The 23,700-nt window shown below is 55.2% G+C and carries 18 protein-coding genes and 1 tRNA gene; 8 read left to right on the forward strand and 11 right to left on the reverse strand.

Annotated features, from left to right (window positions below):
- The first annotated feature begins 41 nt into the window (after window positions 1-41).
- The 3 genes from CULFRC11_RS01285 to CULFRC11_RS01295 are packed head-to-tail and all read left to right on the forward strand — an operon-like array spanning window position 42 to window position 847.
- Window positions 42-236 carry a DUF4244 domain-containing protein gene (locus CULFRC11_RS01285; RefSeq protein ID WP_013910669.1) on the forward strand — a complete coding sequence of 65 codons (195 nt, stop codon included), beginning with the start codon at window positions 42-44 and terminating at the stop codon, window positions 234-236.
- 9 nt (window positions 237-245) lie between these two features.
- Complete coding sequence (locus tag CULFRC11_RS01290) at window positions 246-518, forward strand: hypothetical protein (RefSeq protein ID WP_023634980.1); 273 nt, start codon at window positions 246-248, stop codon at window positions 516-518.
- Complete coding sequence (locus CULFRC11_RS01295) at window positions 515-847, forward strand: Rv3654c family TadE-like protein (protein ID WP_023634981.1); 333 nt, start codon at window positions 515-517, stop codon at window positions 845-847. Before CULFRC11_RS01290 ends, CULFRC11_RS01295 begins: the two co-directional genes overlap by 4 nt.
- A 29-nt stretch (window positions 848-876) precedes the next feature.
- Here the strand turns inward: CULFRC11_RS01295 and CULFRC11_RS01300 are convergent, their stop codons facing one another.
- Window positions 877-3,234 (reverse strand): DNA 3'-5' helicase SftH, encoded by a 2,358-nt coding sequence (locus tag CULFRC11_RS01300; protein ID WP_038620305.1) that lies wholly within the window; start codon window positions 3,232-3,234, stop codon window positions 877-879.
- Window positions 3,235-3,483: 249 nt separating this feature from the next.
- On the opposite strand from CULFRC11_RS01300, the gene CULFRC11_RS01305 reads away from it, so the two are divergent.
- Window positions 3,484-3,687 (forward strand): cold-shock protein, encoded by a 204-nt coding sequence (locus tag CULFRC11_RS01305; protein ID WP_013241084.1) that lies wholly within the window; start codon window positions 3,484-3,486, stop codon window positions 3,685-3,687.
- 242 nt (window positions 3,688-3,929) lie between these two features.
- Entirely contained in the window at window positions 3,930-6,875 is a 2,946-nt protein-coding gene (topA, locus tag CULFRC11_RS01310) for a type I DNA topoisomerase (protein WP_023634983.1), read from the forward strand.
- 217 nt (window positions 6,876-7,092) lie between these two features.
- Here the strand turns inward: topA and CULFRC11_RS01315 are convergent, their stop codons facing one another.
- Together CULFRC11_RS01315 and CULFRC11_RS01320 are read right to left on the reverse strand one after the other, a co-directional pair.
- On the reverse strand, window positions 7,093-9,066 hold the full coding sequence (locus CULFRC11_RS01315; RefSeq protein WP_038620307.1) for an OPT family oligopeptide transporter: 1,974 nt from the start codon (window positions 9,064-9,066) through the stop codon (window positions 7,093-7,095).
- Between the two features lie 211 nt (window positions 9,067-9,277).
- The gene (locus CULFRC11_RS01320) at window positions 9,278-10,804 is read right to left on the reverse strand and encodes an adenylate/guanylate cyclase domain-containing protein (protein ID WP_023634984.1); all 1,527 of its coding nucleotides are present in this window, start codon (window positions 10,802-10,804) and stop codon (window positions 9,278-9,280) included.
- Window positions 10,805-10,851: 47 nt separating this feature from the next.
- Here CULFRC11_RS01320 and CULFRC11_RS01325 point away from each other — a divergent pair, with 47 nt between their 5' ends.
- Window positions 10,852-12,054, forward strand: coding sequence for a DNA polymerase III subunit delta' (locus CULFRC11_RS01325; RefSeq protein ID WP_038620310.1), 1,203 nt, complete (start codon window positions 10,852-10,854; stop codon window positions 12,052-12,054).
- A gap of 135 nt (window positions 12,055-12,189) precedes the next feature.
- Window positions 12,190-12,262 (forward strand) — tRNA-Thr (locus CULFRC11_RS01330).
- A gap of 248 nt (window positions 12,263-12,510) precedes the next feature.
- Here the strand turns inward: CULFRC11_RS01330 and CULFRC11_RS01335 are convergent.
- Window positions 12,511-12,747, reverse strand: coding sequence for a hypothetical protein (locus CULFRC11_RS01335; RefSeq protein ID WP_023635027.1), 237 nt, complete (start codon window positions 12,745-12,747; stop codon window positions 12,511-12,513).
- A 135-nt stretch (window positions 12,748-12,882) separates the two neighbouring features.
- Window positions 12,883-14,529, reverse strand: coding sequence for an acyl-CoA synthetase (locus CULFRC11_RS01340; protein WP_023635028.1), 1,647 nt, complete (start codon window positions 14,527-14,529; stop codon window positions 12,883-12,885).
- A 210-nt stretch (window positions 14,530-14,739) separates the two neighbouring features.
- Between CULFRC11_RS01340 and CULFRC11_RS01345 the strand changes: the two genes are divergently transcribed.
- The gene (locus CULFRC11_RS01345; RefSeq protein WP_013910681.1) at window positions 14,740-15,549 is read left to right on the forward strand and encodes a GDSL-type esterase/lipase family protein; all 810 of its coding nucleotides are present in this window, start codon (window positions 14,740-14,742) and stop codon (window positions 15,547-15,549) included.
- A gap of 125 nt (window positions 15,550-15,674) precedes the next feature.
- Here the strand turns inward: CULFRC11_RS01345 and rfbA are convergent, their stop codons facing one another.
- The 6 genes from rfbA to CULFRC11_RS01375 all read right to left on the reverse strand — a co-directional run bounded on the left by rfbA (window position 15,675) and on the right by CULFRC11_RS01375 (window position 23,598).
- On the reverse strand, window positions 15,675-16,544 hold the full coding sequence (gene rfbA, locus CULFRC11_RS01350; protein ID WP_023635029.1) for a glucose-1-phosphate thymidylyltransferase RfbA: 870 nt from the start codon (window positions 16,542-16,544) through the stop codon (window positions 15,675-15,677).
- Window positions 16,545-16,547: 3 nt separating this feature from the next.
- Window positions 16,548-17,954 (reverse strand): dTDP-4-dehydrorhamnose reductase, encoded by a 1,407-nt coding sequence (gene rfbD, locus CULFRC11_RS01355; RefSeq protein WP_023635030.1) that lies wholly within the window; start codon window positions 17,952-17,954, stop codon window positions 16,548-16,550.
- A gap of 3 nt (window positions 17,955-17,957) precedes the next feature.
- Entirely contained in the window at window positions 17,958-18,962 is a 1,005-nt protein-coding gene (gene rfbB / locus CULFRC11_RS01360) for a dTDP-glucose 4,6-dehydratase (RefSeq protein ID WP_038620314.1), read from the reverse strand.
- A gap of 23 nt (window positions 18,963-18,985) precedes the next feature.
- Window positions 18,986-20,359: a M1 family metallopeptidase gene (locus CULFRC11_RS01365; RefSeq protein ID WP_023635031.1), complete on the reverse strand. Its 1,374-nt coding sequence runs from the start codon at window positions 20,357-20,359 to the stop codon at window positions 18,986-18,988.
- A complete protein-coding gene (locus CULFRC11_RS01370; RefSeq protein ID WP_023635032.1) occupies window positions 20,352-22,433 on the reverse strand; it encodes a prolyl oligopeptidase family serine peptidase in 2,082 nt (693 codons plus the stop codon). The genes CULFRC11_RS01365 and CULFRC11_RS01370 overlap by 8 nt, the downstream gene beginning before the upstream one ends.
- An 85-nt stretch (window positions 22,434-22,518) precedes the next feature.
- Window positions 22,519-23,598, reverse strand: a complete 1,080-nt coding sequence (locus CULFRC11_RS01375; RefSeq protein WP_014835866.1) for an alpha/beta hydrolase — start codon at window positions 23,596-23,598, stop codon at window positions 22,519-22,521.
- Window positions 23,599-23,700 lie beyond the last annotated feature (102 nt).

Here is a 23,700-nt window from a genome sequence, read left to right on the forward strand (position 1 = left end):
CAACGACATAACCGACATAACAACGAAAAGGAACAAAAGTCATGCTTACTGCATTCATCCATAACTGTCACAAGCTCATTGATAATGAAGATGGGATGACCACCATCGAGTACGCCATGGGAGCGCTGGCAGCCACAGCTTTGGCAGGCGCGCTGTATTTAGTGGCTACGAGTGGCTCAGTATCAACTGCTCTGGAAGGCATAATCACGAATGCTTTGAACAAAACGCCAGGTTAATAAGCGCTCATGAGCACCATAGAAACAGCAATTGCATCGGCGGCACTCATTATTGTTGCTGCGACGATGTGTGGCGGGATTGTTAGCGTCGCTGCGCAATTAGCCGCAATTGATAATGCTGGTGCCGCCGCACGGGCTCATGCCATAGGCGTGGAGTTTGTAGCAACGCGAGGAACGATTGATTTCACTGAATCCGGTGGATTGGTTACCGCTACAGCGCGCGTTCCGAGTCCACTAGGAACGCGAACAGCTACCGCGATTTTTCCCAAGGAACAGCCATGAAAAATCTTCAACTGCTTGTACGCAATCAAGACGGAAATACAACAGTTTTGGGAGCTGGAATAATGGCGGCACTCTCTGCTGTGCTGCTCTGCTTTGTAGTAATCGCCAACTCTGTTTTAGATCAGCACACCGCCCAAAACGCGGCCGACCTTTCTGCGATCGCAGGAGCGACCGCCGCAGCGCAAGGCTTGAACGCCTGTGAAGAATCCCAAAGAATAGCGGTACTCAACGGCGCAGTCCTCATCGACTGCACGCATGCCTACGAGGACGTCATCGCCGAAGCCAAGGTGGACAGGCAAACGGCGAAAGCGCGAGCGGGGCCCTTATAAACCGGGACCTCTATGAACGAGACCTCCGGCTAAGGCGTGACACCGAGCATCGCGCACATGGCACCAAGCAACGTTAGCGCGCCGCCCTTATCCAGAGGGCTGTTCCCGTTACCGCACTTGGGTGATTGAACGCACGATGGGCACCCCGACTCGCACGAGCATGAGCGGATCGCGTCAAAGGTCGTGGCAATCCATTCGGGGAAGCGATCGTAACCGCAATCGGCAAACCCAGCACCACCAGGGTGCCCGTCGTAGACAAAGACTGTGGGTAGCCCAGTGTCTGGGTGAAGCTCTGTGGACACACCACCAATATCCCAGCGATCACATGTAGCAATCAGTGGAAGGATGCCGATCGCCGCATGCTCGGCGGCGTGTAGCGCGCCGGGGATATCGGTGATTCCTAGTTGAGTCAGGACAAGCGGATCAATTGTGTACGCAACCGCGCGCGTGACGAGCGTTTGTGGTGGGAGTTGGAGAGGCACCATGTCTAGAACCGATCCGTCTGGTGCCTTCACTACATAACCCGTGACCCTGTCGGTGACTTCCACATGTAAGTTGGAAACCCACAGGCCAGGTGCGGGGTTAGCAACTTTATCTACCTCGCCTAGGATGCGGATGTCTGTGGTGCTTCGGGCGTAGGTGCTGTAATCGGGAGCATCAGGGCGGGCTAGTGCAAGGCGTTGGTCAAGATCGAGGCTGTTAATAACAAAAGTCTCGCCCCGGTGGAGATAAACAGCGCCAGGGTGGACTTGGGAGACCGCTCGAGTCTGTTCGATGGTTCCCAAGACTCGACCGTCAGTTTCATCGACAATGGTGATGGCGGATCCGGACCCTCGTAGGCTCACTAGCTCATGCGCGGGTGGTTCGCCGGGTTTCTCAACAGCAAACCACCCGTGGCGGCGGTGTCTCAGCAATCCTTCGCGCTCTAGCTGCTCAGCTACTTGTTGGGCCCCTAGAGCATTAATCTCCGCATCGGAGAGTGGAGCTTCTGATGCCGCGCAACAGAGGTGCCCAGCAAGAATGTGCGGGTTATGTGGGTTGAAAACGGTGCGCTCGATGGGTCTACCAAGAAGCGCTTCTGGGTGGTGGGCTAAATACGTGTCCATGGGTTCATCACGGGCGACGAGGGTGACTAAGGAACCTTGGCCGCGTCGGCCAGCTCGACCTGCCTGTTGCCAAAAGCTAGCGACAGTTCCGGGGAAACCTGCGGTCACTACTGCGTCGAGTCCTCCGACGTCTATACCGAGTTCCAGGGCATTGGTGCTGGCGACGCCGAGGAGTTCGCCGTTATCTAGCTGTTCTTCGATTTTTCGGCGGTCTTCGGCCAGGTACCCGGCTCGATAAGCTGAAATTCGGCGGGCCAGATCAGGGTGGCCATGATAGGACAGTTCTTCTGCGCAACGTAAAGCGGTGAGCTCGGCTTGGCGTCGGGAGCGAACAAAGGTGAGGGTTCGTGCGCCTTCTGTGATGAGAGTAGCCATGATGCTGGCTGCCTCCGATGATGCTGCGCGCCGTACAGGAGCGCCATGCTCGCCCTCCACGCCGTCGAGAAAGCCTGGTTCCCACAACATGACGGTGCGTGCGCCAGTGGGGGCTGAATCCGTGGTAACCGCATGCACGGGACGGCCTAGGAGCAATTCGGCGTGCTCAGCAGGGTTGTTGCTTGTGGCCGATGCCAAGATCACCGTGGGAGTACTTCCATAGCGGGCCGCTATCCGGAGAAACCGACGCAAAACAAGGGAGACCCCAGCGCCGAAAACTCCTCGGTAGGAGTGGCATTCGTCGATCACGATAAACCGCAGGTGTCGGAATAGCCGAGCCCAGCGCTGATGGTTGGGAAGAATTCCTGCGTGGAGCATGTCGGGATTGGTGAAGATGAAGCGGGACTGTTCACGGATCCCGGAGCGTGCATCGGAGGGGGTGTTGCCGTCGTAAGGGGCAGGATGGACAGAGCGTAACGTATCGCCTCCCATGGTTTGCGCTTCTCCCACCAGCTGCGTGACTGCATTGAGCTGATCTGATCCGAGTGCCTTTGTGGGCGTGAGATAGATCGCGCATGCAGTGGAGTCGTATGCAAGGCAAGAAAGTATAGGGAGTTGATAACCCAGTGATTTACCGGAGGATGTACCTGTTGCAATGACGGTGTCTATTTTTTCCCACGCTTTGTGTGCGACTTCTTGCTGATGGGAGTACAACCGTTGAATGCCTCGGTTCACAAGGGCTTCTTTGATAGGGGGATAGACCCATTCTGGCCATTCTGCGTAGCGTGCTGGCTTGGCTGGGGCGGTTTCCAGGTGTGTACACGTGGAGTTGGGGTACCTGTCTGCCACGATGGAAGCGAGCTCTTGGCCCAATTGATACCCCATATCGGGGTTAGTTCCAGCCATGGGAAATCCTTAATTATTTTAGTGCGACCTGCAACAATCTAGCATTTTTTTGAATGACCTATCGCTGAGCGCTTAAACGTGACACACTGGGCTATGGTCGCCGAATCCAGCTAACGGTTGGTGGCATTTTTACAGAGGTGATCTGCGGGCTTTCCAACATGAAAGTTCGTGGTGTTTCCGAGGTGTGAGGATGAACGGCTCCACTGCAATTCGGTATTCACCGAAAATTCTAGAAGTAAGGTTTTAAATATGGCACAGGGAACTGTGAAGTGGTTCAACGCTGAAAAAGGTTTCGGCTTCATCGCACCGGACGATGGCTCCGCTGATGTTTTCGTTCATTACTCTGAGATTCAGGGCAATGGCTTCCGCACTCTCGAAGAGAACCAGAAGGTTGAGTTCGAGATCGGCGAGGGAGCTAAGGGTCCTCAGGCTCAGCAGGTTCACGCTCTGTAATTCCTCGTAAGGGGAGTGCGTAGCACCTACAAGCTTTAGTGCCTCCGGCGGTCACATGATGACCGTCGGGGGTACTTTTTTATAGTTGAACCATCCCGATAAGGGGAGTAGGAAACGCCCTTTTTCCTGCCTTATTAGTGTTTTGGGATTCCTGCGTTGGACAAAGGTGCGTAGTAGACCCGTACTATAAGGTGCCAACGCATTTTTATCGTGCTTTTTGTGAATTGAGGTTTTCACCTTTTATGGCTGAAAAGAGCGGACCTAAGCGCCTTGTGATCGTCGAGTCTGCGACGAAGGCTAAGAAAATTGCCCCCTACTTAGGCGATGACTACATCGTTGAGGCCTCCGTGGGGCATATTCGCGATCTCCCGCGAGGCGCTGCAGATGTTCCAGCTAAGTACAAAAAGGAGCCGTGGGCTCGGCTTGGCGTGAACACAGAGAATGGCTTTGCGCCTTTGTATGTGGTCAGCGCAGACAAGAAGAAAAAAGTCGCAGACCTCAAGCAGAAGCTTAAGCTTGTCGACGAACTCCTACTTGCCACAGACCCCGACCGTGAAGGGGAAGCCATCGCATGGCACCTGCTTGAGGTTCTCAAGCCTAAAGTGCCCGTGAAGCGCATGGTGTTCAATGAGATCACCAAACCAGCGATTCTGGCGGCTGCGGAGAATACCCGCGAGTTGGACGCAAACTTGGTCGATGCACAGGAAACTCGCCGTATCCTCGATCGCCTCTATGGCTACGAGGTTTCTCCGGTGCTGTGGAAGAAAGTCATGCCGAGGCTTTCTGCGGGCCGTGTTCAGTCGGTGGCTACTCGCGTGATCGTTGAACGAGAACGCGAGCGTATGGCTTTTGTTTCCGCTGAATATTGGGACATCGAGGCGGAATTTGATACAGGTAAGCCCGATACGGATGGAAACCCACACCAATTCACTGGCCGTCTTACCTCCGTTGATGGCAAGCGCGTGGCTACGGGCCGCGACTTCAATGATCGCGGTGAGCTTAAAGGCGACGTTGTGGTCGTCGATAAGCAGCGCGCTGAGGCGTTGGCTGCGGAACTGACGGGTGCTCCCATGAGCGTGGCTAAGGTGGAAGAAAAGCCTTATACGCGCCGCCCTTATGCGCCGTTTATGACCTCAACTCTGCAGCAAGAGGCCGGTCGCAAGCTGCACTTTACGTCCGAGCGCACCATGCGTATTGCGCAGCGTCTGTATGAAAACGGTCATATCACTTATATGCGTACAGACTCCACGACTCTGTCGGAGCAAGGCCTCAAGGCCGCCCGCGAACAAGCGATTTCCCTTTATGGGAATGATTATGTGGCCGATGGGCCGCGTCGTTATGACCGTAAGGTGAAGAACTCGCAGGAGGCTCACGAGGCTATCCGCCCGGCGGGCGAGCGTTTTGCGACCCCCGGAGAACTTCATTCCCAGCTCGATGCCGAGGAATTTAAACTCTACGAGCTCATTTGGCAGCGCACCGTCGCTTCCCAGATGGCAGACGCCAAGGGCACCTCCATGAAGGTGACCATCGCAGGAAAGAACGCTGAGTTCTCAGCGACTGGACGAACGATCACCTTCCCGGGCTTCCTACGCGCATACGTGGAAATCACCAAGCTTTCCGACGGCCGCGACCTCGCCGACAACGCCGAGCATCATCTGCCTCGTCTCGCTGAGGGCGATGCATTGGACGTGAACAAGCTGGAAGTCGACGAGCACTCCACCAACCCGCCTGCGCGCTACACAGAGGCGTCGCTGGTGAAGAAAATGGAAGAGCTGGGCATTGGACGCCCATCGACGTATGCCTCGATTATCAAGACGATCCAAGATCGCGGATACGTTTATTCCCGCGGTAACGCGCTAGTCCCCAGCTGGGTAGCTTTTGCAGTCGTCGGGCTTTTGGAGAAGAGCTTCTCCGCTCTTGTCGATTACGATTTCACCTCCTCGATGGAAGATGAGCTAGACGACATCGCCGCAGGTCGGGAAGATGGCACCGCGTGGCTCACCGGTTTCTATTTTGGTGATGCTGAAGCCTCCGACGCCACTGCAGAATCCATCGCACGCCATGGCGGGCTTAAGGCACTGGTTGGCGACAACCTCGAACACATTGACGCGCGCTTGGTCAACTCTCTAGAGCTCTTCCAGGACTCAGAAGGCCGCGCTGTTAACGTCCGGGTTGGGCGGTACGGACCTTACATCGAACGACAGATCGGTGTAACCGCTGATGGCGAAGCTGAATATCAGCGCGCCAACTTGTCAGACACCACAACCCCAGATGAACTGACCCTCGATGTGGCGGAGAAACTGTTTGCGACGCCTCAGTCCGGCCGTGAGCTGGGAAGGAATCCCAAGAACGACCGCATGATCGTGGCCAAGGAAGGGCGTTTTGGCCCTTACGTCACCGAGCTGGTCAACGACGATGAGCGTATTCAGGTGGAGACCAAGGCAGAAGAGATTGTTGCTGCTGAACGCAAAGCCGAAGACGAGCAGCGTGCCGCCGAAGGTAAGCGCGCCAAGAATTGGGAGACCAAGACCGCAGTTAAGCAGAAAGAAAAGCGGATCGCTGAGATCGTTGACGAGACCCTGAAACCAGGCACCGCGTCGCTGTTCAAAGCCATGGAGCCTGCTACCGTCACGCTTGAGGAAGCCCTGCAGCTTCTGGCCCTTCCGCGCGAGGTTGGTGTTGACCCCAGCGATAATGAGCCCATTACCGCGCAGAACGGTCGCTACGGTCCGTACCTGAAAAAGGGCAACGATTCGCGTTCGCTGGCCAAAGAAGAGCAAATCTTTACTATCACTCTCGACGAGGCCCGCCGAATCTACGCTGAGCCTAAACGACGTGGCCGAGGCGCTACCTCCCAATCCGTGATCAAAGAACTTGGCGATAACGACGTCTCCGGCAAGCCCATGTCTGTGCGCGATGGCCGCTTTGGACCTTATGTAACCGACGGCACTACCAACGCTTCTTTGCGACGAGGCGACGACCCCACGGCGCTTACGGATGCGCGCGCTAACGAGCTTCTCTCAGAGCGTCGTGCGAAGGAAGCCGCAGATGGCGGCACAGCGAAAGCCACGAAGAAGACGGCAAAGAAGACTGCGAAGAAAACGACCAAGAAGACCACAGCGAAAAAGGCTGTGAAAAAGCCTGCGAAGACCACAAAACGAGTGGTCAAGGCTGGACGCAAGAAATGATCTACTGAAATTAGGCTCCTCAAAGGGGCCTAATTTTGTATTTAGGTATGAACCTTTGCTTCAAGCCTGCATTACCATAGACATTAAGCAGTTTTTGGGCCTTTGAAGCCTCTTATGTCTACGGTAATGCAGGCTCTGGAGCGTCTTGGGGCCCTGAACGCAAAAATCCCCTCTGTCAGAACTCACAGAAGTTCAGTCAGAGGGGATTGCGTCTGCTTTAAGCAGAGGCTTTGCTACGAACCCAGCGGTAGAGCGAGACCACCATGAGCACAAATATTATGAGCCCTACCCAGGTGGCAACATTTTCGCCATAACCAAAGATAGCTAGCGGTTCTTCGTCTCCCGTGCCGCCGACCATGGCGGCGTTGAATACACCAAAGAGGGATTCACCCACGATCACGCCGGTGGCAAGCAAAATGCCCATGCGCTTGGAGAACTCCGGATTGCTTTGCTTTTTTGCCCACTTGTCGTAGAAGTATCCGATGAATGCGCCGACCGGAATAATGACCGTGAGGGCGATGGGGAGGTAGATGCCCATGCCTACAGAGAGTGCAGGAAGGCTCCAGCCCTTGGTGCGCTTGAGAACCTCGTCGATGATGATGACAATAACGCCGATGATGGCGCCGAGGCCAATGCGGCTCCAGTTGAGAGAGTCACCGAAGATGCCGTTTGCCACCGAGGAGAGTAGCGCTGCCTGCGGGGCCGCGAGAGCGTTATCGCCAGCGCCTTCCATCCCTACAAAGCCGAAGCCGTCGAGCATGAGTTGAAGGACGGGAGGAATGATAATCGAGCCGAAGAGCACACCGATGATGAGAGCGACCTGCTGTTTCCACGGGGTCGCATTGACCAGCTGACCGGTCTTGAGGTCCTGCAGGTTGTCGTTTGAAATCGTGGCAATACCAAAGACCACCGCAGAGGTGAACAGTGTGTAAGCAACCAGAGCGGGAGCGTTGGAGTCGGACTCGGACCCAGTAACTACCTTGATAAGCAGGGCCGATGCAAGAACAACGATGATGCCCACACCGGAGATCGGGGAGTTAGATGCACCGATGAGGCCGGCCATGTAACCACATACAGAGGCAACGATGAGGCCAATGAGCAGCACGAATACGATGCTGAGGATCACGAGCGTTGCTGTGTGGTGGGAAATTTCAGATGCGTGAATGAAGAGATAGAGCAGAGCTCCCACGGGCAGCATGGCGGCTAAGATCGTTCCGACGACCAGCCTAAATGGAATGTCGCGTTCGGTGAGCTCGACGTCGCTGCCTGCGGCACGCGCGCGAGAGGATGCGAGGGATTCCTTTATGCCCTTGACGATGGGCCCGATGATCTTGATAAGCGTCCATACTGCAGCGACTGCCATCGCACCGGCGCCGACAAAGCGAACCTCGCCGACAAAAGTAGAACTTACGACGCTCGAAAGCTCGCCGCCTGCCGCTAGAGGGGCTGCAGAGAAGTAAGGAAGCAGAATACCGTAGGAGATCAGGAGGCCGACGATCATAGAGATGCCGACCGCAGGGCCGACCAGGTGGCCTACGCCAATGAGCGCGAGGGACAAGCTGGAACCAAACATGGTTCCGCCGGCACCGACTTTGAACGTGGCGGAAACCGATCCTGCGACACCCTTCATTGCAGTGAGCAGAGAGTAGCCAGCAGAAGCAATACCGCCCCAGATGATAACAACCAGGCCTTTTTTATTACCTTCGTGTTCTTGGGCATTGCCTGCGTCGTTGCCGACTTTCAGTACCTCAGCTGCTGCCACGCCTTCGGGGTAAGGAAGATCAGATCCCGTGACCAGTGCACGACGTAGCGGGATGGAGTACATCACGCCTAGGATGCCGCCAATTGCGCAGACAAAAGCCGTGGTCCAGTAGGGGAATCCGCTCCACCATCCGACCATAATGAGGCCGGGGAGGACGAAGATGATGGCAGATAGAGTGCCAGCTGCAGACGCAATCGTTTGAACGATGTTGTTCTCTTGGATGGTGTGTCCTGCGAAACGACGCAGGATGGCCATCGAGATAACCGCAGCGGGGATGGATGTGGCAAAAGTAATGCCAACTTTAAGCCCCAGATAAACATTGGCGGCCGTGAACACGAGGGTGATTAGGCCGCCGATGATGACGGCGCGCAGGGTGAGTTCGCGGATGCTGGAACCCGTGGTTGGTTTCGCAATGTCGGTGTCAGACACGACATTTCCTTCCTAGTATGTGGGGAAAGATGCGCGGTTCACAGAGGGACAGCAAACGCGCAAGAATCACAAAAAGATCGGGTTTAGCGTAGAACTGAGGCCCAGTAAAAGTCCATTCGGTCGACAGATAAACAACGCGTAACAGCGTGTGCTCAGGCCATCATCTTCTACGTGCGCGTGTAAAAGGAAGGAAGAGTCAGCGTTCTTCTTGCTAAGAACGGTCTGCAAGCGTAGGTCGGATGGGACGTGCAAGCTGCGTCATCATGCTGCGTCCGCGCAGTTCCACGGACTTCATGAGAGTCCAGCGACCCTGTTCTGCCTCGTTAGCTTTCTTGAGGGTTGCGGCGTTAGTGAGAACACGGCCAGGAGTGTCTTTGGCAATCTCCGTGAGACGTGCTGCGGTATTCACAGCGTCTCCGATGACTGTGTACTCAAAACGGTCAAGACCGCCAATATGCCCTGCAACCACGTGCCCTGAGGCAACACCAATGCCGGCTTCCAGCCGTAGTCCACTGAGCTCTTGTCGTAGCTCACGCGCGGCGGCGAGTGCATGCCCGGTGGCGTCGGAAAGCGTAATAGGTGCACCGAAAACCGCAAGGGCGGCATCACCCTGGAATTTGTTGATGATGCCCTTGTTTCGGTGAACCACGCCGACTACATGCTCGAAAAACTTGTTCAGCTCTGCCACGACCTCTTCTGGGCCATGGTTGACGGCGAAGGTTGTGGAGCCGATGACATCGACAAAGACCACGGCGACTTCTCTGTCCTCGCCGCCCAGCTGAGGTTTTTCTTCGAGCGCCCGACGCGCGACCTCAGCACCCACATAACGGCCAAAAATATCGCGGACGCGTTGGCGCTCTTTGAGCCCACGCATCATCTCGTTGAAACCTGCCTGCAGTACGCCCAGCTCGGAACCATCGTAGATGTCCACCTGGACATCGCTTTCTCCCCGGCGCACCCTGTTGATGGCCCCCTGCAACTCCAGGATGGGGTCTACAACGCTCATAATGGACAGGGTCGTGCCCAAGAATCCGGTGACAAGTGAAACTAGAGAGAGCGTGAGAACAGCCGGGATAATGTCGCGGACGTTATGGCCAAAGAAACCCGCATGGTAGCCCACGATCATAAGGATCACGCCGAAGATGGGGACCGCTGAAGTCAACAGCCAGGTGAGGCGCAGACGAGAAGCAATGGGAGGCTCAAGAGTCGAGTCCTCAAACCTGCGGGCTAGGGCAGTGGCCGCCACAGGGCGTACGAGGCGCTCGGCCTCAAGATACGTCAAAACAATGACAACAGACCCGCTTAGCGTAGTGGCGACGACAATGGCCAGAGCTAAGCGCGGCGAAGTCTGTGCGGAAGCCACCGCAAGAATCACGATGCCGATAAGCCACACCAAAGCGCACAGAGCCGATTGATAAAAGGGGATGCGCATGACGAGGTTGCGCACCATGTTGGGGTCGTGAATATCTGGGTGACGCTGCCAATCCAGGACAGGACGGAACAGCCTGAACGTCACCACGATGCCAAAAGCAACCGCGACCACCAAGTAACTAATCCCTAAGGTGGGAAGATAGCTGGTTCCCTTGGTAAAAGCCGCAAACTCTGGCATGGGGACGAGGTATCGCAAAAACAGCATGACGCCAACTGCCCCCAGCACATTAGAGCCGAGGACAGTGGTGGCGTATAACGGCCACGATGTGCCAAAGAGCCATTTAAAGGCGCGCCACATTTTGGTCATGCCACTACTTTAACGGTCATACAAAACTAGCGATACTCTTGTTAGTGATGAGCACCAACGACATCTTCTCGCATATGGGCGTGAGCGAACACATTGCACCAGCCCTCCGAGCTGCGGCGTATGCGGCGCGAGCGCATGAGGACAGCAGCGCAATGACCCACGCGTGGCTGTTCACTGGCCCCCCTGGGTCGGGGCGTTCAGTGGCAGCAGTAGCCTTCGCAGCAGCATTGGAATGCGAGGACCCCCATGTGGCTGGTTGCGGCCAGTGCCCTCAGTGTCGTTCGGTGATTGCGAACGCGCACGCGGACGTAGTCCACATCGTTCCCCGTGAGCTATCCATCTCCGTTGAGACGATGCGTGCGGAAGTCGTCGAACCAGCCGCAAAGCGCCCGACGGTAGGACGATGGCGTGTGGTGATCCTGGATAATGCGGACAGGCTTACCGACGGAGCCGCCAACGCCCTACTTAAAACAGTAGAAGAGCCCCCCGCGCACACCGTGATTATGTTGTGTGCCCCCTCGACAGACCCAACAGACATTATCCCGACGCTGCTGTCTAGGAGCCGTCACGTGTATGTTCCGCAGCCGACCACGGAACAAGTGGTGGCGGTGCTTACTCGCGACGGCTCAATCACAGAACAAGACGCGCAGCTGGCAGCGGCGTCCTCCGGCGGGCACATCGGACGAGCACGGTGGCTGGCCCGCGATGTTGAGGCGCAGCGACGCCGTGCAAGCATACTGAACATGGCTGAACTTGTTTTTCATGGTGACCAGGCATTCCAAGCAGTGACCGGAATCGTGAAAACTGTGACAAAACAAGTAGAGGAACAACTATCACAAGAAAACGACGCAGAGCTGGATAAGCTACGTAACTCACTGGGAATGGGGGCTCGGGGCAAAGGAGTGCATAAAGCGTTGCGGGGGTATGAGGCTTCTGTGCGTGAACTAGAGGAACGACAGAAAAAGCGGAGAACGCGAGCAATTCGCGATAGCCTGGATCTGTCCCTTGTTGACCTAGCAGGGCTATACCGTGACGCCATCATGGTCAGCTCGCGCGCAGACGTAGCTCGGACGCATCCAGATATGGTTGGTCTGGCAGAGGAATTAGCGCAGCAGGTAAGCGCTGAAGGGCTGGTTGCCTGCGTCGATACAATAAATCTATGCAGGGAGCACATTAACCACAACGTTCGCCCAGAAGTAGCTTTTGACGCAATGATCGGACGCATTCGTCTGGCCTGCGGAGCCCGCTAAGTAGAGGGTGGCGGTACCCAACGGGATCTATTGAGAACGCACAGCGATTTTGTGGCACCTACGCACCTCGTTTTAAAGTTTTGACCGCTATGTTGTAAGCTTATCCGCGGACATGACGCTGTTGCGTTAAGCCCAGCCGCCTTAGCTCAGTCGGTAGAGCGCTTCACTCGTAATGAAAAGGTCGCGAGTTCGATTCTCGCAGGCGGCTCAATAAAACCCCAGCTAGAAGATGGTTTCTAGCTGGGGTTTCTTGCTGTGTCTTAATGGGCGCGTTGCGTATTGTTGCAGAGGATTGGGCCGCGTCCCGAACAAAATCCGAACATTTAGTTCACACGATAGCGGGGCTAAACAAAAATGTCGTTTTTGAGAACAGTAGCGGGTATCTCGCCTACAAAAACACAGGAGAGATTTTTTAGCGTTCTCAAAAACGACACAAGCGATCGTTAGCCGGAGATTTTAGTTGTCTCGCCGGCGGTTAACCCCGCAGATCGCCACCCAGATTCCGGTAGCTGCGACGGCAATAAAACTAAGCCCGATGAGTTGCTCTGAGAAGTGGCCATTTTTAAATGCAAAGATGCACACCAGGACAAGAGCGAGCCAGGAAAAGGCATGGAGAACACCGGCCACTATGGATGTAGCGGAATAGGTCTTGTTGTTGTGGGGCAAGGAACGTTGCGAGCGGGACGAGGCCATGAGGAAAACTTTACTAGAACAGGGTGTTTTCTTTGCAGAAAGGGTTAGGCTTCTCGACACCTCACCGCACACTAGTGCTCGGCCGCATACAGCAAAAAGCTGTGGCAGCCGAGCACTGTGCCCTTTTAGGGTCCTTTAGGGCTTGAGCATGCGGGGTATTACTTTGCCCGTGGCATTACGCGGGAGGGAATCCACAAAGTGGACGTCGCGAGGGATGGAGTGCTCTGCGAGGTTGTTTTTCACCCAGTCGCGGATGGAATCTTCGGTAAGAGCGGCACCCTCTGGAGAGTCTTCGCGGACGATCCATACGGCGATGCGCTCAAACATGGCCTCGTCTTCCACGCCGCTCGCATAGAGATCTGCGATGCCTGCCATGGGCTCAAGGACTTCTTCGACGGAGCGGGGATACACGTTTTCTCCTCCCACGATGATCATGTCGTCGGCACGTCCGAGCACAAAGAGGTAGTTGTTCTCATCGATGTAACCGCGGTCGCCGATTTGGACCAGGTCGCCGACGCGCTGGATGGGGATGGTGGGGTCGGTGTATCCGGTGAGAGACAAGTTGTTGTGGCAGAAGATGCGCCCAGGGACTCCGGGGCCTACCGGGTTGTCGTTGTCGTCGAGGATAACCAGCTGGGTACCTTTACAGATTTTTCCGGCTACAGCAGGGTTCTTTGCGATCTCTTCCATGCTTGCGATCGCCGCGGCAGAGATTTCGGTGCTGCCGTAGAGGTTGCAAAGGATTTTGCCAAAGCGCTCGTGGACGGCGTCGACAAGCCACGGGGAGAGTGAGTGGCCGGAGGAGAAGATGAATTTGAGGCTAGAGCAGTCGTAGTTTTCTTGGCCCTCGACCGCAAAGAATTGTTTGAGGAAGATGGGGGAGGAGATCATTCCGTCGATCTGGTGCTTTTGGACGTCGGCAAGAGCCTCTTGGGGATCGAATACGCGACGGGTAATAACCGTGCAACGCAGGCCGAAGGCAATGTTGAGGCAGGCCCATCCCCATGTGTGGAAGATGGAACCGGTGAGTTGGATTGTCATGTTTGCGCGCCATGGAACTTGAGTGAGCACGCTTTCTAGCACTGAGGGGGCCGTGAGCTCTTTGCGCATGACGCCTTTAGGGATGCCTGTGGTGCCGGAAGACATAAGCACGATGCTGCCGTGTTTGGGGAAGGTGGGCAAAGAAACACCCGCGGTCTCCCAAGGCTTTTTTACAATATCGTCCAGGGTGAGCAGTTCTGCGGTGCGCTGGGCAGGAGTTTCCTCACGGTGGCCGACAATGACGTGTAGATCGGTGAGATCGGCGGGGAGGCGGTCGACGAATTCCTCGTCGATGACCAAGACATTGATGCCATCGCGTTTAATGCATCCGGCTAGCTGCTCGGGGGAAGAGCCGATATTGAGGAGGTAGATCGATGCCCCCACGTAGCCTTTAGCCGTAAGAGGATAAATGGAAGCGCGGCCATTGCGAGCCATGACGCCGATTCTTAAGTCATCGAGACCGAGAGATTTGAAGTGTCGAGCGACGGTGAGCGAATCGTTGCGTAGCTGGCTGAAGGTTAGGGTGCCGTCGTCGTCGATAAGCGCTATGCGGTGTGGACAAATTCGGTATGCCTGCTCAACCTCGCGTGCGGTAGTAAAGCGATACCGGGCAAGAAGCTGTGGAATGGAGAAAAACGCGGAGGGGTTGCCTTCTACGCTGAGAATCCCTGAAGAGATAAGTGTTGGGGCAAGCTGAACCATTGCCTTGAGCGTGGATGGAACTCCAAGTCGTGCTTTCATGTGTAGGGAAACTCCTTGTAGAAGAGCAGGTTGTAATAAAAAAGGGCTGTGTGCCGATGGTCAGAAGAGAACGTTGGTTTAGTTATGGATTCTGAAGATCTACTAATGAATATCGCTAAGAACTACCAAAACGTTAGCAACATCAGTAACATCTGTAACTTAATACCTGAATATTTGCCTTAGCAAAACTAAGTCTCTGTTAGGAAGAATATGCTTCGTAAACTTGTCACCGCCCTCACCTCAGCGGCGATCTTGGCTTCCCTCTCCGTGGCCCCTCAAGCAGTCGCAGCTGAGCGCAATATGGTTGTCCTCGGAGACTCCATCATTGCTGATTCTCCGGCGACACAGTTGTTAGCAGATCGCTTCACATCATCGAGGAACTGTCGACGCTCCCCGGATAGCTATGCCGAACAGGCCGGGCGTCGCTTGGGGCTTCCTGTACGTAATTTCTCATGCCCAGGTGTTCAATCTGTTTCCACTGGTTCCTTTGCCGGCGGGCCTTTCAACGTAGAAGTAGATTCAGCGCTTAATAGCGGTGCCTTGAATGTGGCTACTGCACGAGTGGTGATCACACATGGATTCAATGACACCTACTTCAACGGTGGTGAATCCGAAGGATCAACGCGTGAGCGTTTTGTTGCGGCGATGCGTCCGCAAATTGATCGAATCCGCGCAGCCGCCCCGCACGCGCGCATTCAGATTGTCGGGTATCCGACCATCGTCACTGGTAGCCGTATCTGCCCTCTGCACATTATCCCTAATATCACTCTTCCAGTGCCGGCTGGAGCAATGGAACGCTGGGAGAACCTTGCGCAGGGTATGAACATAGACCTTGCTCGCGCAACTGGCGTGGAATTCCTAGACCTCAAGCCGCATACTCGCAACAACGGAATGTGCGCACCTGATGCCGACCGTTACTTCTCCGGTGTTATTGACTTCACCGCTGGAAAAGGCAATATGCCGCTTCATATCAACGCTCGAGGTCATGAGCGTATCGGCGAGATCCTGGCTAATAGCTAGGCACTAAATAGAGGCTTCTTAGGCATTTAAAAGAACAAGTGCTCTCCGCGACGATGTGGAGAGCACTTGTTCTTTATGTGCTTTATGCGGTGCACTAAGAGGGGATGCTTAATCCCTGCTGTCGTTCACCAGCCTTCGCCCAGAGCGCGCAGCAGATACTTACCGTAGCCAGACTTTAGCTGGGACTGGCCTAAGGCTCGGAGCTGGGAATCGTCGATAAAACCAGCTCGCCACGCGGCAACCTCAGGGGAACCGATGATGGAACCGGTGCGCTTTTGCAGAACCTCAACATAGGAGGATGCCTCACTCATAGAGTCGATTGTGCCAGTGTCCAGCCACACGCTTCCGCGCTCTAGTTTGTGAACACGCAGCCTATCTTGCTCCAAGTAGGCGCTGTTTAGTGCGGTGATTTCTAGTTCACCGCGTTCGCTGGGGATAAGGTTTTCTGCGATCTCGACAGCGTCGTGAGGATAAAAATAGAGGCCGACGATGGCAAAGTTGGATGTAGGATGAGCCGGTTTTTCTTCGATTGCGGTGGCCATGCCGCGAGCATCAAAGTTAACCACGCCATAACGTTGAGGATCCGAGACCTCGTAGGCAAAAACAGTGGCTTTACCTGGGGTATAGCAACGTTGAAGCGAGGCGTCGAGGTCGCTACCGTCAAAGATATTATCGCCGAGGACGAGTGCTACGTCGTCGTTGCCAATGAAATCGCGGCCGATCACTAGTGCTTGCGCAAGTCCATCAGGGGATGGCTGCACTGCGTAGGACAAGGAAATACCCCATTGCTCACCAGTGCCTAGAAGACGTTGAAAGGCCTGTTGGTCTTCAGGAGTGGTGATCACCAAGATCTCAGAGATGCCCGCCTGGATGAGCGTGGTGAGCGGGTAGTAGACCATCGGCTTGTCATAAATCGGCATAAGCTGCTTGGAAATGCCGAGAGTTATGGGGTGCAGCCGGGTTCCCGACCCGCCCGCCAAGATGATTCCCTTCACAGCTTAGATCTCCTTTGTATCCGGGGCAGCGTAGTCGCGTGAGCAGTAACGTGCATAGTAGTGCGCGAGCACATCCTGCCAGTCACGTGGGGAAAACCCGAGCTCCGTGATCTTACTCAAATCCAAAGCAGAATGCTGGGGGCGTGGGGCAGCGGTTACGGCGTCTGCGAAGTATTCGGCTGTGCTAAGCGGCTGTACATCGGAAGCTGAACGACCCGCCAGCTCAAACACGCGCTGTGCTATCTGAGCCCAGGAAACAACCTCACCAGAATTACTCAGGTTATACACCCCATAGGGGGCGTGATTATCGAGCAAAAACTGAATGCCCGCAGCTAAATCGTCGGTAAAAGTGAGCCGGCCTAGTTGATCGTCCACCACCTGCGGAGAAACTCCACGTGCAGCAAGAGACGCCATCGTGGACACAAAGTTTTTTCCTTCTCCCACAACCCAGCTGGTGCGCACTACATAATGCTGTGGCGCAACACTTACCGCAGTATCGCCTGCGGCTTTTGACTGGCCATAGACGCTCAGCGGGGTGAAAGGTTCGTGTTCGGTGTGGACAGGGTAGGTGCCATCAAAGACGTAGTCGCTGGAGATGTGCACCAACGTGATCCCATAACGAGCCGCAATCGTGGCGAGGCGTGCGGGCGCTTCCGCGTTTGTACGCCACGCGGTGGCTGAATCAGTTTCGGCAGCGTCCACGGCGGTGTAGGCCGCGGCGTTGATGATCACACTGTAGTCCGCCCAACGACGCGCTTCCGTGATGTCTGCAGTGATGTCTAATTCGGTGCGAGAGCAGATCTCGGCATGGGGAAATACCTTTTTTAAGGCCTTTCCAAGTTGTCCGTTCCCGCCGGTAATAAGCATTTTCTTGGCGGGGACGGGTATCGCTGAGGCCAGTGGAGGGTGTGCCAGGTCCTTTTCAGAGAGCGTTGCTTGATCGAGGGGGATAGGCCAAGAAATGCCCAATGTGGGATCAGCGAGATTCACAAAAGAATAGTGGGCATCTGGCGACCAGTGATCGTTGACCAAATAGGTGTATGCAGTGGGCTCAAGGGCTTGGAACCCGTTGGCAACTCCTCGCGGAACAAAGACAGCTATCTCGGGAGTAATGGTCAAGGTAAACGTGGCGCCAAATGTCACAGAGCCTTCACGTAAGTCGCACCAGGCCCCAAAGACTGAACCAGTTGCTACGGAGACGTACTTATCCCAGGGCTCTGCGTGTAGCCCTCGGGTTACGCCGACTTCCGCATTGAAGGAAATATTGTTCTGTACTGGTCTGAAACCGGAGAATCCTAAATCCGCGAGTTTGGACTCTTGCCAATTTTCTTTGAACCAGCCACGGGAGTCCTCATGCAAGTCGAGATGGATGACCATCATTCCCTGAATAGGGCAGGCTTCTATCTTCATCGTCTACTGCCCCCGCTTGGCATAGTTGTTTTCTACTGTCTCTTTGAGTGGTCGCCACCAATGCTCGTTGTCGCGATACCACTGGATCGTATGAGCTAATCCCTCGCGCATACCGGTCGCAGTGTCTGTGAAGCGGGGCTGCCAGCCTAGTTCTGTGCGCAGCTTGGTGGAATCCATGGCATAGCGCATGTCATGGCCTGGTCGGTCGGCGACGTGTTCATAAGAATCTGTGCCCATGAGCTCGCAGATCAATTCGATCACGTGCTTATTGTTCACGTGATCGTTGTCAGCACCGATGATATAGGTTTCACCGATGCGGCCACGGTCAAGAATCGCATGGATAGCATCGTTGTGATCATCTACATGGATCCAGTCCCGCACTTGTTCCCCAGTGCCATAGAGCTTGGGAGAAATCCCGCTCAGGATATTGGTGATCTGCCGTGGGATGAACTTTTCGATGTGCTGGTACGGGCCATAGTTGTTTGAGCAATTAGACAGCGTGGCGGAGATGTTAAAAGACCGCACCCATGCCCGAACCAGGTGGTCAGAGCCGGCCTTGGTTGCGGAATACGGGGAGGAAGGATTGTAGGGGGTGCGCTCGGTGAAGCGGTGTGGATCGTCAAGCTCAAGATCACCGAAGACTTCATCGGTAGAAACGTGATGAAAATGCGCGTGGTTGCGTCGAGTAGCTTCCAACAGTGTGAACGTGCCCACTACGTTGGTCTGAATAAAAGGAGAAGGGTCATCAAGGGAGTTGTCGTTGTGGGACTCTGCCGCAAAATGCACCACGACGTCCGCGTCGCGCACAAGCTTATCGACGAGCGCCGCATCGCAAATATCGCCCTCAACCAGCTCCGCGTCGCAGCCGTCGAGGTTGGCGCTATTCCCCGCATAGGTGAGCTTGTCGAGCACCCTCACACGATAATCGTCGCGGGTCTCAAGGGTGCGGCGAACAAAATTAGAACCGATAAAGCCGGCGCCGCCGGTAACAAGCAAATTCTTTCTCACGGAATCACACCTTACGGGGCGTTTTATGGGTTGGGGAACTTTGGCAGTTCCGTCCGATAGAGCCAGCTGGTCCAGAGCTCTTCACAGCGCTGTGGATTGGAGGCCTCCTTGAGGACTTCGCGGCGCAGGTCGTGCGGCTCTACCACCGAATGGCGGCCTGCCGCGACATAGCGTTGGATGGCGCGGAAGAAGGGGGCGTCGCCAAGCTCACAGCGTAGAGCATGGACGGTGAGGGCTCCTCGCTTATAAATGCGGTCGTCAAACATATCCTTTGGACCGGGATCTGCAAGAAGCACATCCTGAGGCAGCGCAGCGATCTGATCATAATGGAAGCGCGCAGACTCGTGAGCAGTTGGCCCACGGCCGGAATACTCAAACCACAGCCATTCCGAGTAACACGCAAAACCCTCGTTTAGCCAGATATCGTTCCACTGAGCAAGCCCAAGAGAATTGCCAAACCATTGATGCGAGAGCTCATGGGCCACGAGACGCTCCCACTGGCCGTGTCCGCGTGTGTGGTTGGTGCCGAAGATAGATAGCCCCTGCGCCTCCAACGGAATCTCCAACTCATCTTCCGTGACCACTACTGAATAGGAATCAAAGGGATAACTGCCAAAAAGTTCACTGAATACGGCAAGCATCTTTTCCTGCTGCGCAAAATCATGACGGAAGCCGGAAACCATATGTGGGGGGACATAGCCCTTAACGGGCACCGTAGTGAGCGGAGGATTCTGATTGAGGGATTCTTCTCTATATTGTCCGACCTGGATAGTGGACAAATACGTGGCAAGCGGGTGCTCAGAGCGATAATGCCAGGTAGTGCGGGCTCCGCTTGTGCTTTTACTTATGAGGCCGCCGTTGGCGATGACGGAATAATCAGAATCACAGGTGAATGTGATGTCAAAGACTGCCTTCTCATCAGGGGTGTCGTCGCACGGCAACCAGGATCGCGAACCGCACGGCTGGCTAGCCACAAGTGAGCCATTACTGAGTTCCTCCCAGCCAATGAGCCCCCACAAAGTCCGGATAGGATGCGGGTTTCCGGAGTAGCGCACGCTGAGTGCGAACTCTGCATCTACGGGGATGGGCTCGGTAAAAGAGACGCGGAGCTTATTGCCCGACTGCCGGAATCTCTTCACATCCGTGTGCACGCCGCCAGCTACCGTGATATTCACTGACGTGGCCCGGAGGCTGTCGGCGAAGTCAAGAGTCAGATGCGAAAGCGGCAGGTAATTGTCCATGTATAAGGTCGCCTCTGCCGCCAGCCGATTGGGGCCCACCGCATAATCCATGATGAGTTCATAGCAACGGACGTGGAATCCAAGGTTAAAATCCACTCCGGTATAAGAATCCCGAGTCCCTGGGACAGGCGTAGAACGTAATCGTGGCCTAGCCATGATGAGAACCTCCCTCAGCGGAGATTGCGCAGGAGTCAGATACCGCGGCTGCACGGTCCTGCAACCATGTGAAGATCAGGGCTTCCATGAACGCAACCTGGTCGTTATCGGCAGCTCCCGCGTGCCCACCCTCAACGTTTTCGTAGTAATCAACCGGTTGCCCACAATCGGCTAGCGCTGCGGCGAATAACCGGGCATGCGCAGGGTGGACGCGATCGTCTCTCGTCGAAGTGGTAACCAGTGCTGGCGGATAGGAGACTTCCGAACGATCGCGGATGTTGTGCAGTGGGGAGTAGCTCGCCAAGACGTCGCGTTCTTGAGGATCCGAGGGGTCGCCATATTCAGCAATCCACGACGCGCCAGCGGACCATTCATGGTATCGCAACATATCAGTCAGTGGGACCTGAACAACGGCTCCCTGAATCAGCTCAGGATAAGACGTGAGAGCTACAGACGTGAGCAAGCCACCATTGGAGCCACCTCGCACGAAGACGGAGGATGCGTACCCGCGAGAGACGACGTCGTTAAGCACAGCCTGGTGATCTTGGTAGATAAGCGGTCTATTCTTCCTGATAACGCTTTCGTGCCATGCGGGACCGAACTCGCCACCACCACGCAGATTAGGCTGAACATAAAAGTTGCCTTGCTCCAGCCAACCTAAACCCCGCGTGGCTGAATAGCCGGGAACCAGAGACACCTCGAACCCGCCATAACCGCCTACCAGCGTGGGACGAGGGCCACGGGAGAAATCGCCGACGATAAAATACGGAATCTTTGTCCCATCTGCAGACGTGGCCCAATGCTGGCGCGTCTCTATACCTTGTGCATCGAAAAGCTCCGGTGCATGCCGTACTTCAACAGGAACAAGAGACTCGCTCACATCGACGCGGAATAACGTATCGGGCTGTGTAAAAGAGGAAGCGCCCAGCCAAGCCTCGTCGCTATCGTCACAGGTGGAAACGACTCGTGCCGTTGTGAGGGGTGGTAACTGAATATCTGTGTGGCCGGACTCTGGAGAATCGAGTCTCAACACCTCTAGCTTGGAGCTGACGTTATCCAGCACCGTCAAGATAATTCGGGTCTTGGTAAAGGAGATATCCTGAACGCTCGTCGTAGGAGTCGGAGTAAACACAGTATGGAAGTCCCGGCTCCCGTCGAGGAAGCGCTGAAAATCAATGGCACCGACCGCGCCAGCGGGGACTCCAGCATAATCTTCTCGTGGGAAGACAAACATCCATTGCCGATGAAACGTGAGCTCGCAGTCCTCGGGAACCTCTACTATCTGTAACGCGCCATCGCGTTCGATAAAGGTGCGTGAACGATAGAAGTCCAAGGATCGGCGGACAAATTTTCGTTCAAAACCGGGAGTAGAATCTGTCCACGATGAAACCGCCAGATCGCTGGTCTTACCAGCAAAAAATTCTTGGGCAGAGTGGATAGGAGTGCCGCGCCGCCACATATAAGACCGCGCCGGGTACCCAGAATCAGTTAGTGTTCCTGGGCCCAGATCTGTTCCTATAAGGAGAGTATCTATGTCCACCCAGCTGACGAGAGTCTTGGCCTCTGAAATATAAAAGGGGGCATCGGAGACAAAGGTGTTAGTGCGTAGATCGAATTCACGAATTTCTACGGCATCAGCGCCACCCCGGGACAGCTGGATAAGCGCTCGGTCGAAGTGATGAGGGCGAACATGGGCGCCCTTCCACACCCAGCTTTCCTTTTCCTCATGGGCAAGCTTGTCCACGTCTACCAGAATGTGCCATTCATCTGTTCCTGAGAGGAAAGCATCTAGCGTAGTTCTGCGCCAAAGGCCCCTGGGATGATCTGCGTCTTGCCAGAAGTTATAGAGGTATTCACCACGACGAATCACATAAGGAATTTTGGTGTCTACGTTGAGCGCAGCGCGCATCCTCTGTTGGAGATCGGAAAAATCAAGTGCCGATTCCGTGGATTGAGACCAGCGTTTAGCCCAGTCAAGAGCTTTCGGGGAGTCGATGATTTCAAGCGACGCAGCATCAAAGGTCAGATCAGCTAATTCACGATGCTCTGGGGATGAGGAAGATGTAGTAGTCATTGCCTCTGAGATTACTCATTAAAAGGGACCGCCCGCCGGCGAAAGATCGCTGGCGGGCGGTTAACTGGGAAAGAAGCGCGTAGGTTTACTTGTTAAAAGCGCGCTCGAACGTAGGCCAAGAAGCGCGAAGGTCGTCCTGCCAGTAGCTCCAGGAGTGGGTACCGGTGTTGCGCATGTTGAAATCAGCTGGGATGTTCAAGGACTTCAAGCGGACCTTGAGGTCGTTGGTGCACATGTTAGTTCCAGCTTCGATGAGGCCACCCTCTACCACTACAGCGGTAAGACCAGCGGAAGCGACTGCCGGGTCGAGGCCAGCATAGCGAGGGTTAGCCAAGGTGTCGTGGCCACCTGCGACGCCGCTGGCGTTGGAGACATAGATTTCCGTGCCGCGGAGATCTTCTGCCATCACAACCGCATCGTTGTAACGGTTGTAGTCAGAACCCATGGGACCCCACATCTGCTCAGGAGTTGCGTTGCCGCGTTGCAGAGTCAGGCGAAGGAACTGATAAGCCATGGGAGTAGAGGTAGCTGCACAGCCAGAGAAAGAACCTACTGCATCGTAGAAGCCCTTGGCATGCTCGGCGAGGAGTAGCGAGCTGGTTGCGGACATAGACATACCGACGATAGCGCGCTTGTTATTTGCTTTAAGCATGGACTCCATCGGTCCGGGAAGCTCTTTGGTGAGGAAAGTCTCCCACTTTTGCTTGCCGCCTAGGGAAGCGTTCTCTGAAACCCAGTCAGTGTAGTAAGAGAACTTGCCCGCCATAGGAACGACAACGTTGACGTCCTTCTCCTTGTAGAAGTTCATCGCGTCGGTCTGCATGACCCAGTTCGCGCGGCCTTCTCCGCCGTCGCCACCGTTAAGGAGGTAAACAGTTGGGCGGTTAGGGCTCGAAGCTTTGAGGACTACCATCGGGATGTTGCGGTTCATGGATGGGGAATGTGCCCATGCTTCAACCAAGCGATCGTTGTCGAGCTTCTCTCGCCATACCGGGCTGATGTCAGGGGTTGCACCAAAGTGAACGTCTGCTAGAGCTGTGCCGTTGCTGATCTGTGCGGGAGTCTTCTCCGCTGCGCCGGCAGCAGGTGCGACGGCCGTGCCAAGAAGGCTAACGGTAGCTGCAGTAGCAACCGAGAAGGCTGCGATCGACCGAAGGAACTTCATACTGCTTTTTCTTCCTTGTTTTTCTATCCAGTTAGTGGGCAAATGGAAGGATATGCTTTTCGACGCTCGCCATTGCCCGAAAGCCTGCTGGCGTCAACATTT

The sequence above is a fragment of the Corynebacterium ulcerans genome, from assembly GCF_000767685.1.
In the GTDB taxonomy this organism is placed as follows: domain Bacteria; phylum Actinomycetota; class Actinomycetes; order Mycobacteriales; family Mycobacteriaceae; genus Corynebacterium; species Corynebacterium ulcerans.

Bases quoted from the DNA above. Each gene is read 5' to 3' on its own strand.
- CULFRC11_RS01345 (WP_013910681.1), top strand. From the start codon at position 14,740: ATGCTTCGTAAACTTGTCACCGCCCTCACCTCAGCGGCGATCTTGGCT.
- CULFRC11_RS01290 (WP_023634980.1), top strand. From the start codon at position 246: ATGAGCACCATAGAAACAGCAATTGCATCGGCGGCACTCATTATTGTT.
- CULFRC11_RS01340 (WP_023635028.1), bottom strand. From the start codon at position 14,529: ATGAAAGCACGACTTGGAGTTCCATCCACGCTCAAGGCAATGGTTCAG.
- CULFRC11_RS01285 (WP_013910669.1), top strand. From the start codon at position 42: ATGCTTACTGCATTCATCCATAACTGTCACAAGCTCATTGATAATGAA.
- CULFRC11_RS01370 (WP_023635032.1), bottom strand. From the start codon at position 22,433: ATGACTACTACATCTTCCTCATCCCCAGAGCATCGTGAATTAGCTGAT.
- CULFRC11_RS01305 (WP_013241084.1), top strand. From the start codon at position 3,484: ATGGCACAGGGAACTGTGAAGTGGTTCAACGCTGAAAAAGGTTTCGGC.
- CULFRC11_RS01300 (WP_038620305.1), bottom strand. From the start codon at position 3,234: ATGGCTGGAACTAACCCCGATATGGGGTATCAATTGGGCCAAGAGCTC.
- CULFRC11_RS01320 (WP_023634984.1), bottom strand. From the start codon at position 10,804: ATGACCAAAATGTGGCGCGCCTTTAAATGGCTCTTTGGCACATCGTGG.
- CULFRC11_RS01375 (WP_014835866.1), bottom strand. From the start codon at position 23,598: ATGAAGTTCCTTCGGTCGATCGCAGCCTTCTCGGTTGCTACTGCAGCT.
- CULFRC11_RS01335 (WP_023635027.1), bottom strand. From the start codon at position 12,747: ATGGCCTCGTCCCGCTCGCAACGTTCCTTGCCCCACAACAACAAGACC.
- rfbD (WP_023635030.1), bottom strand. From the start codon at position 17,954: ATGAAGATAGAAGCCTGCCCTATTCAGGGAATGATGGTCATCCATCTC.
- CULFRC11_RS01325 (WP_038620310.1), top strand. From the start codon at position 10,852: ATGAGCACCAACGACATCTTCTCGCATATGGGCGTGAGCGAACACATT.
- CULFRC11_RS01365 (WP_023635031.1), bottom strand. From the start codon at position 20,359: ATGGCTAGGCCACGATTACGTTCTACGCCTGTCCCAGGGACTCGGGAT.
- CULFRC11_RS01295 (WP_023634981.1), top strand. From the start codon at position 515: ATGAAAAATCTTCAACTGCTTGTACGCAATCAAGACGGAAATACAACA.
- topA (WP_023634983.1), top strand. From the start codon at position 3,930: ATGGCTGAAAAGAGCGGACCTAAGCGCCTTGTGATCGTCGAGTCTGCG.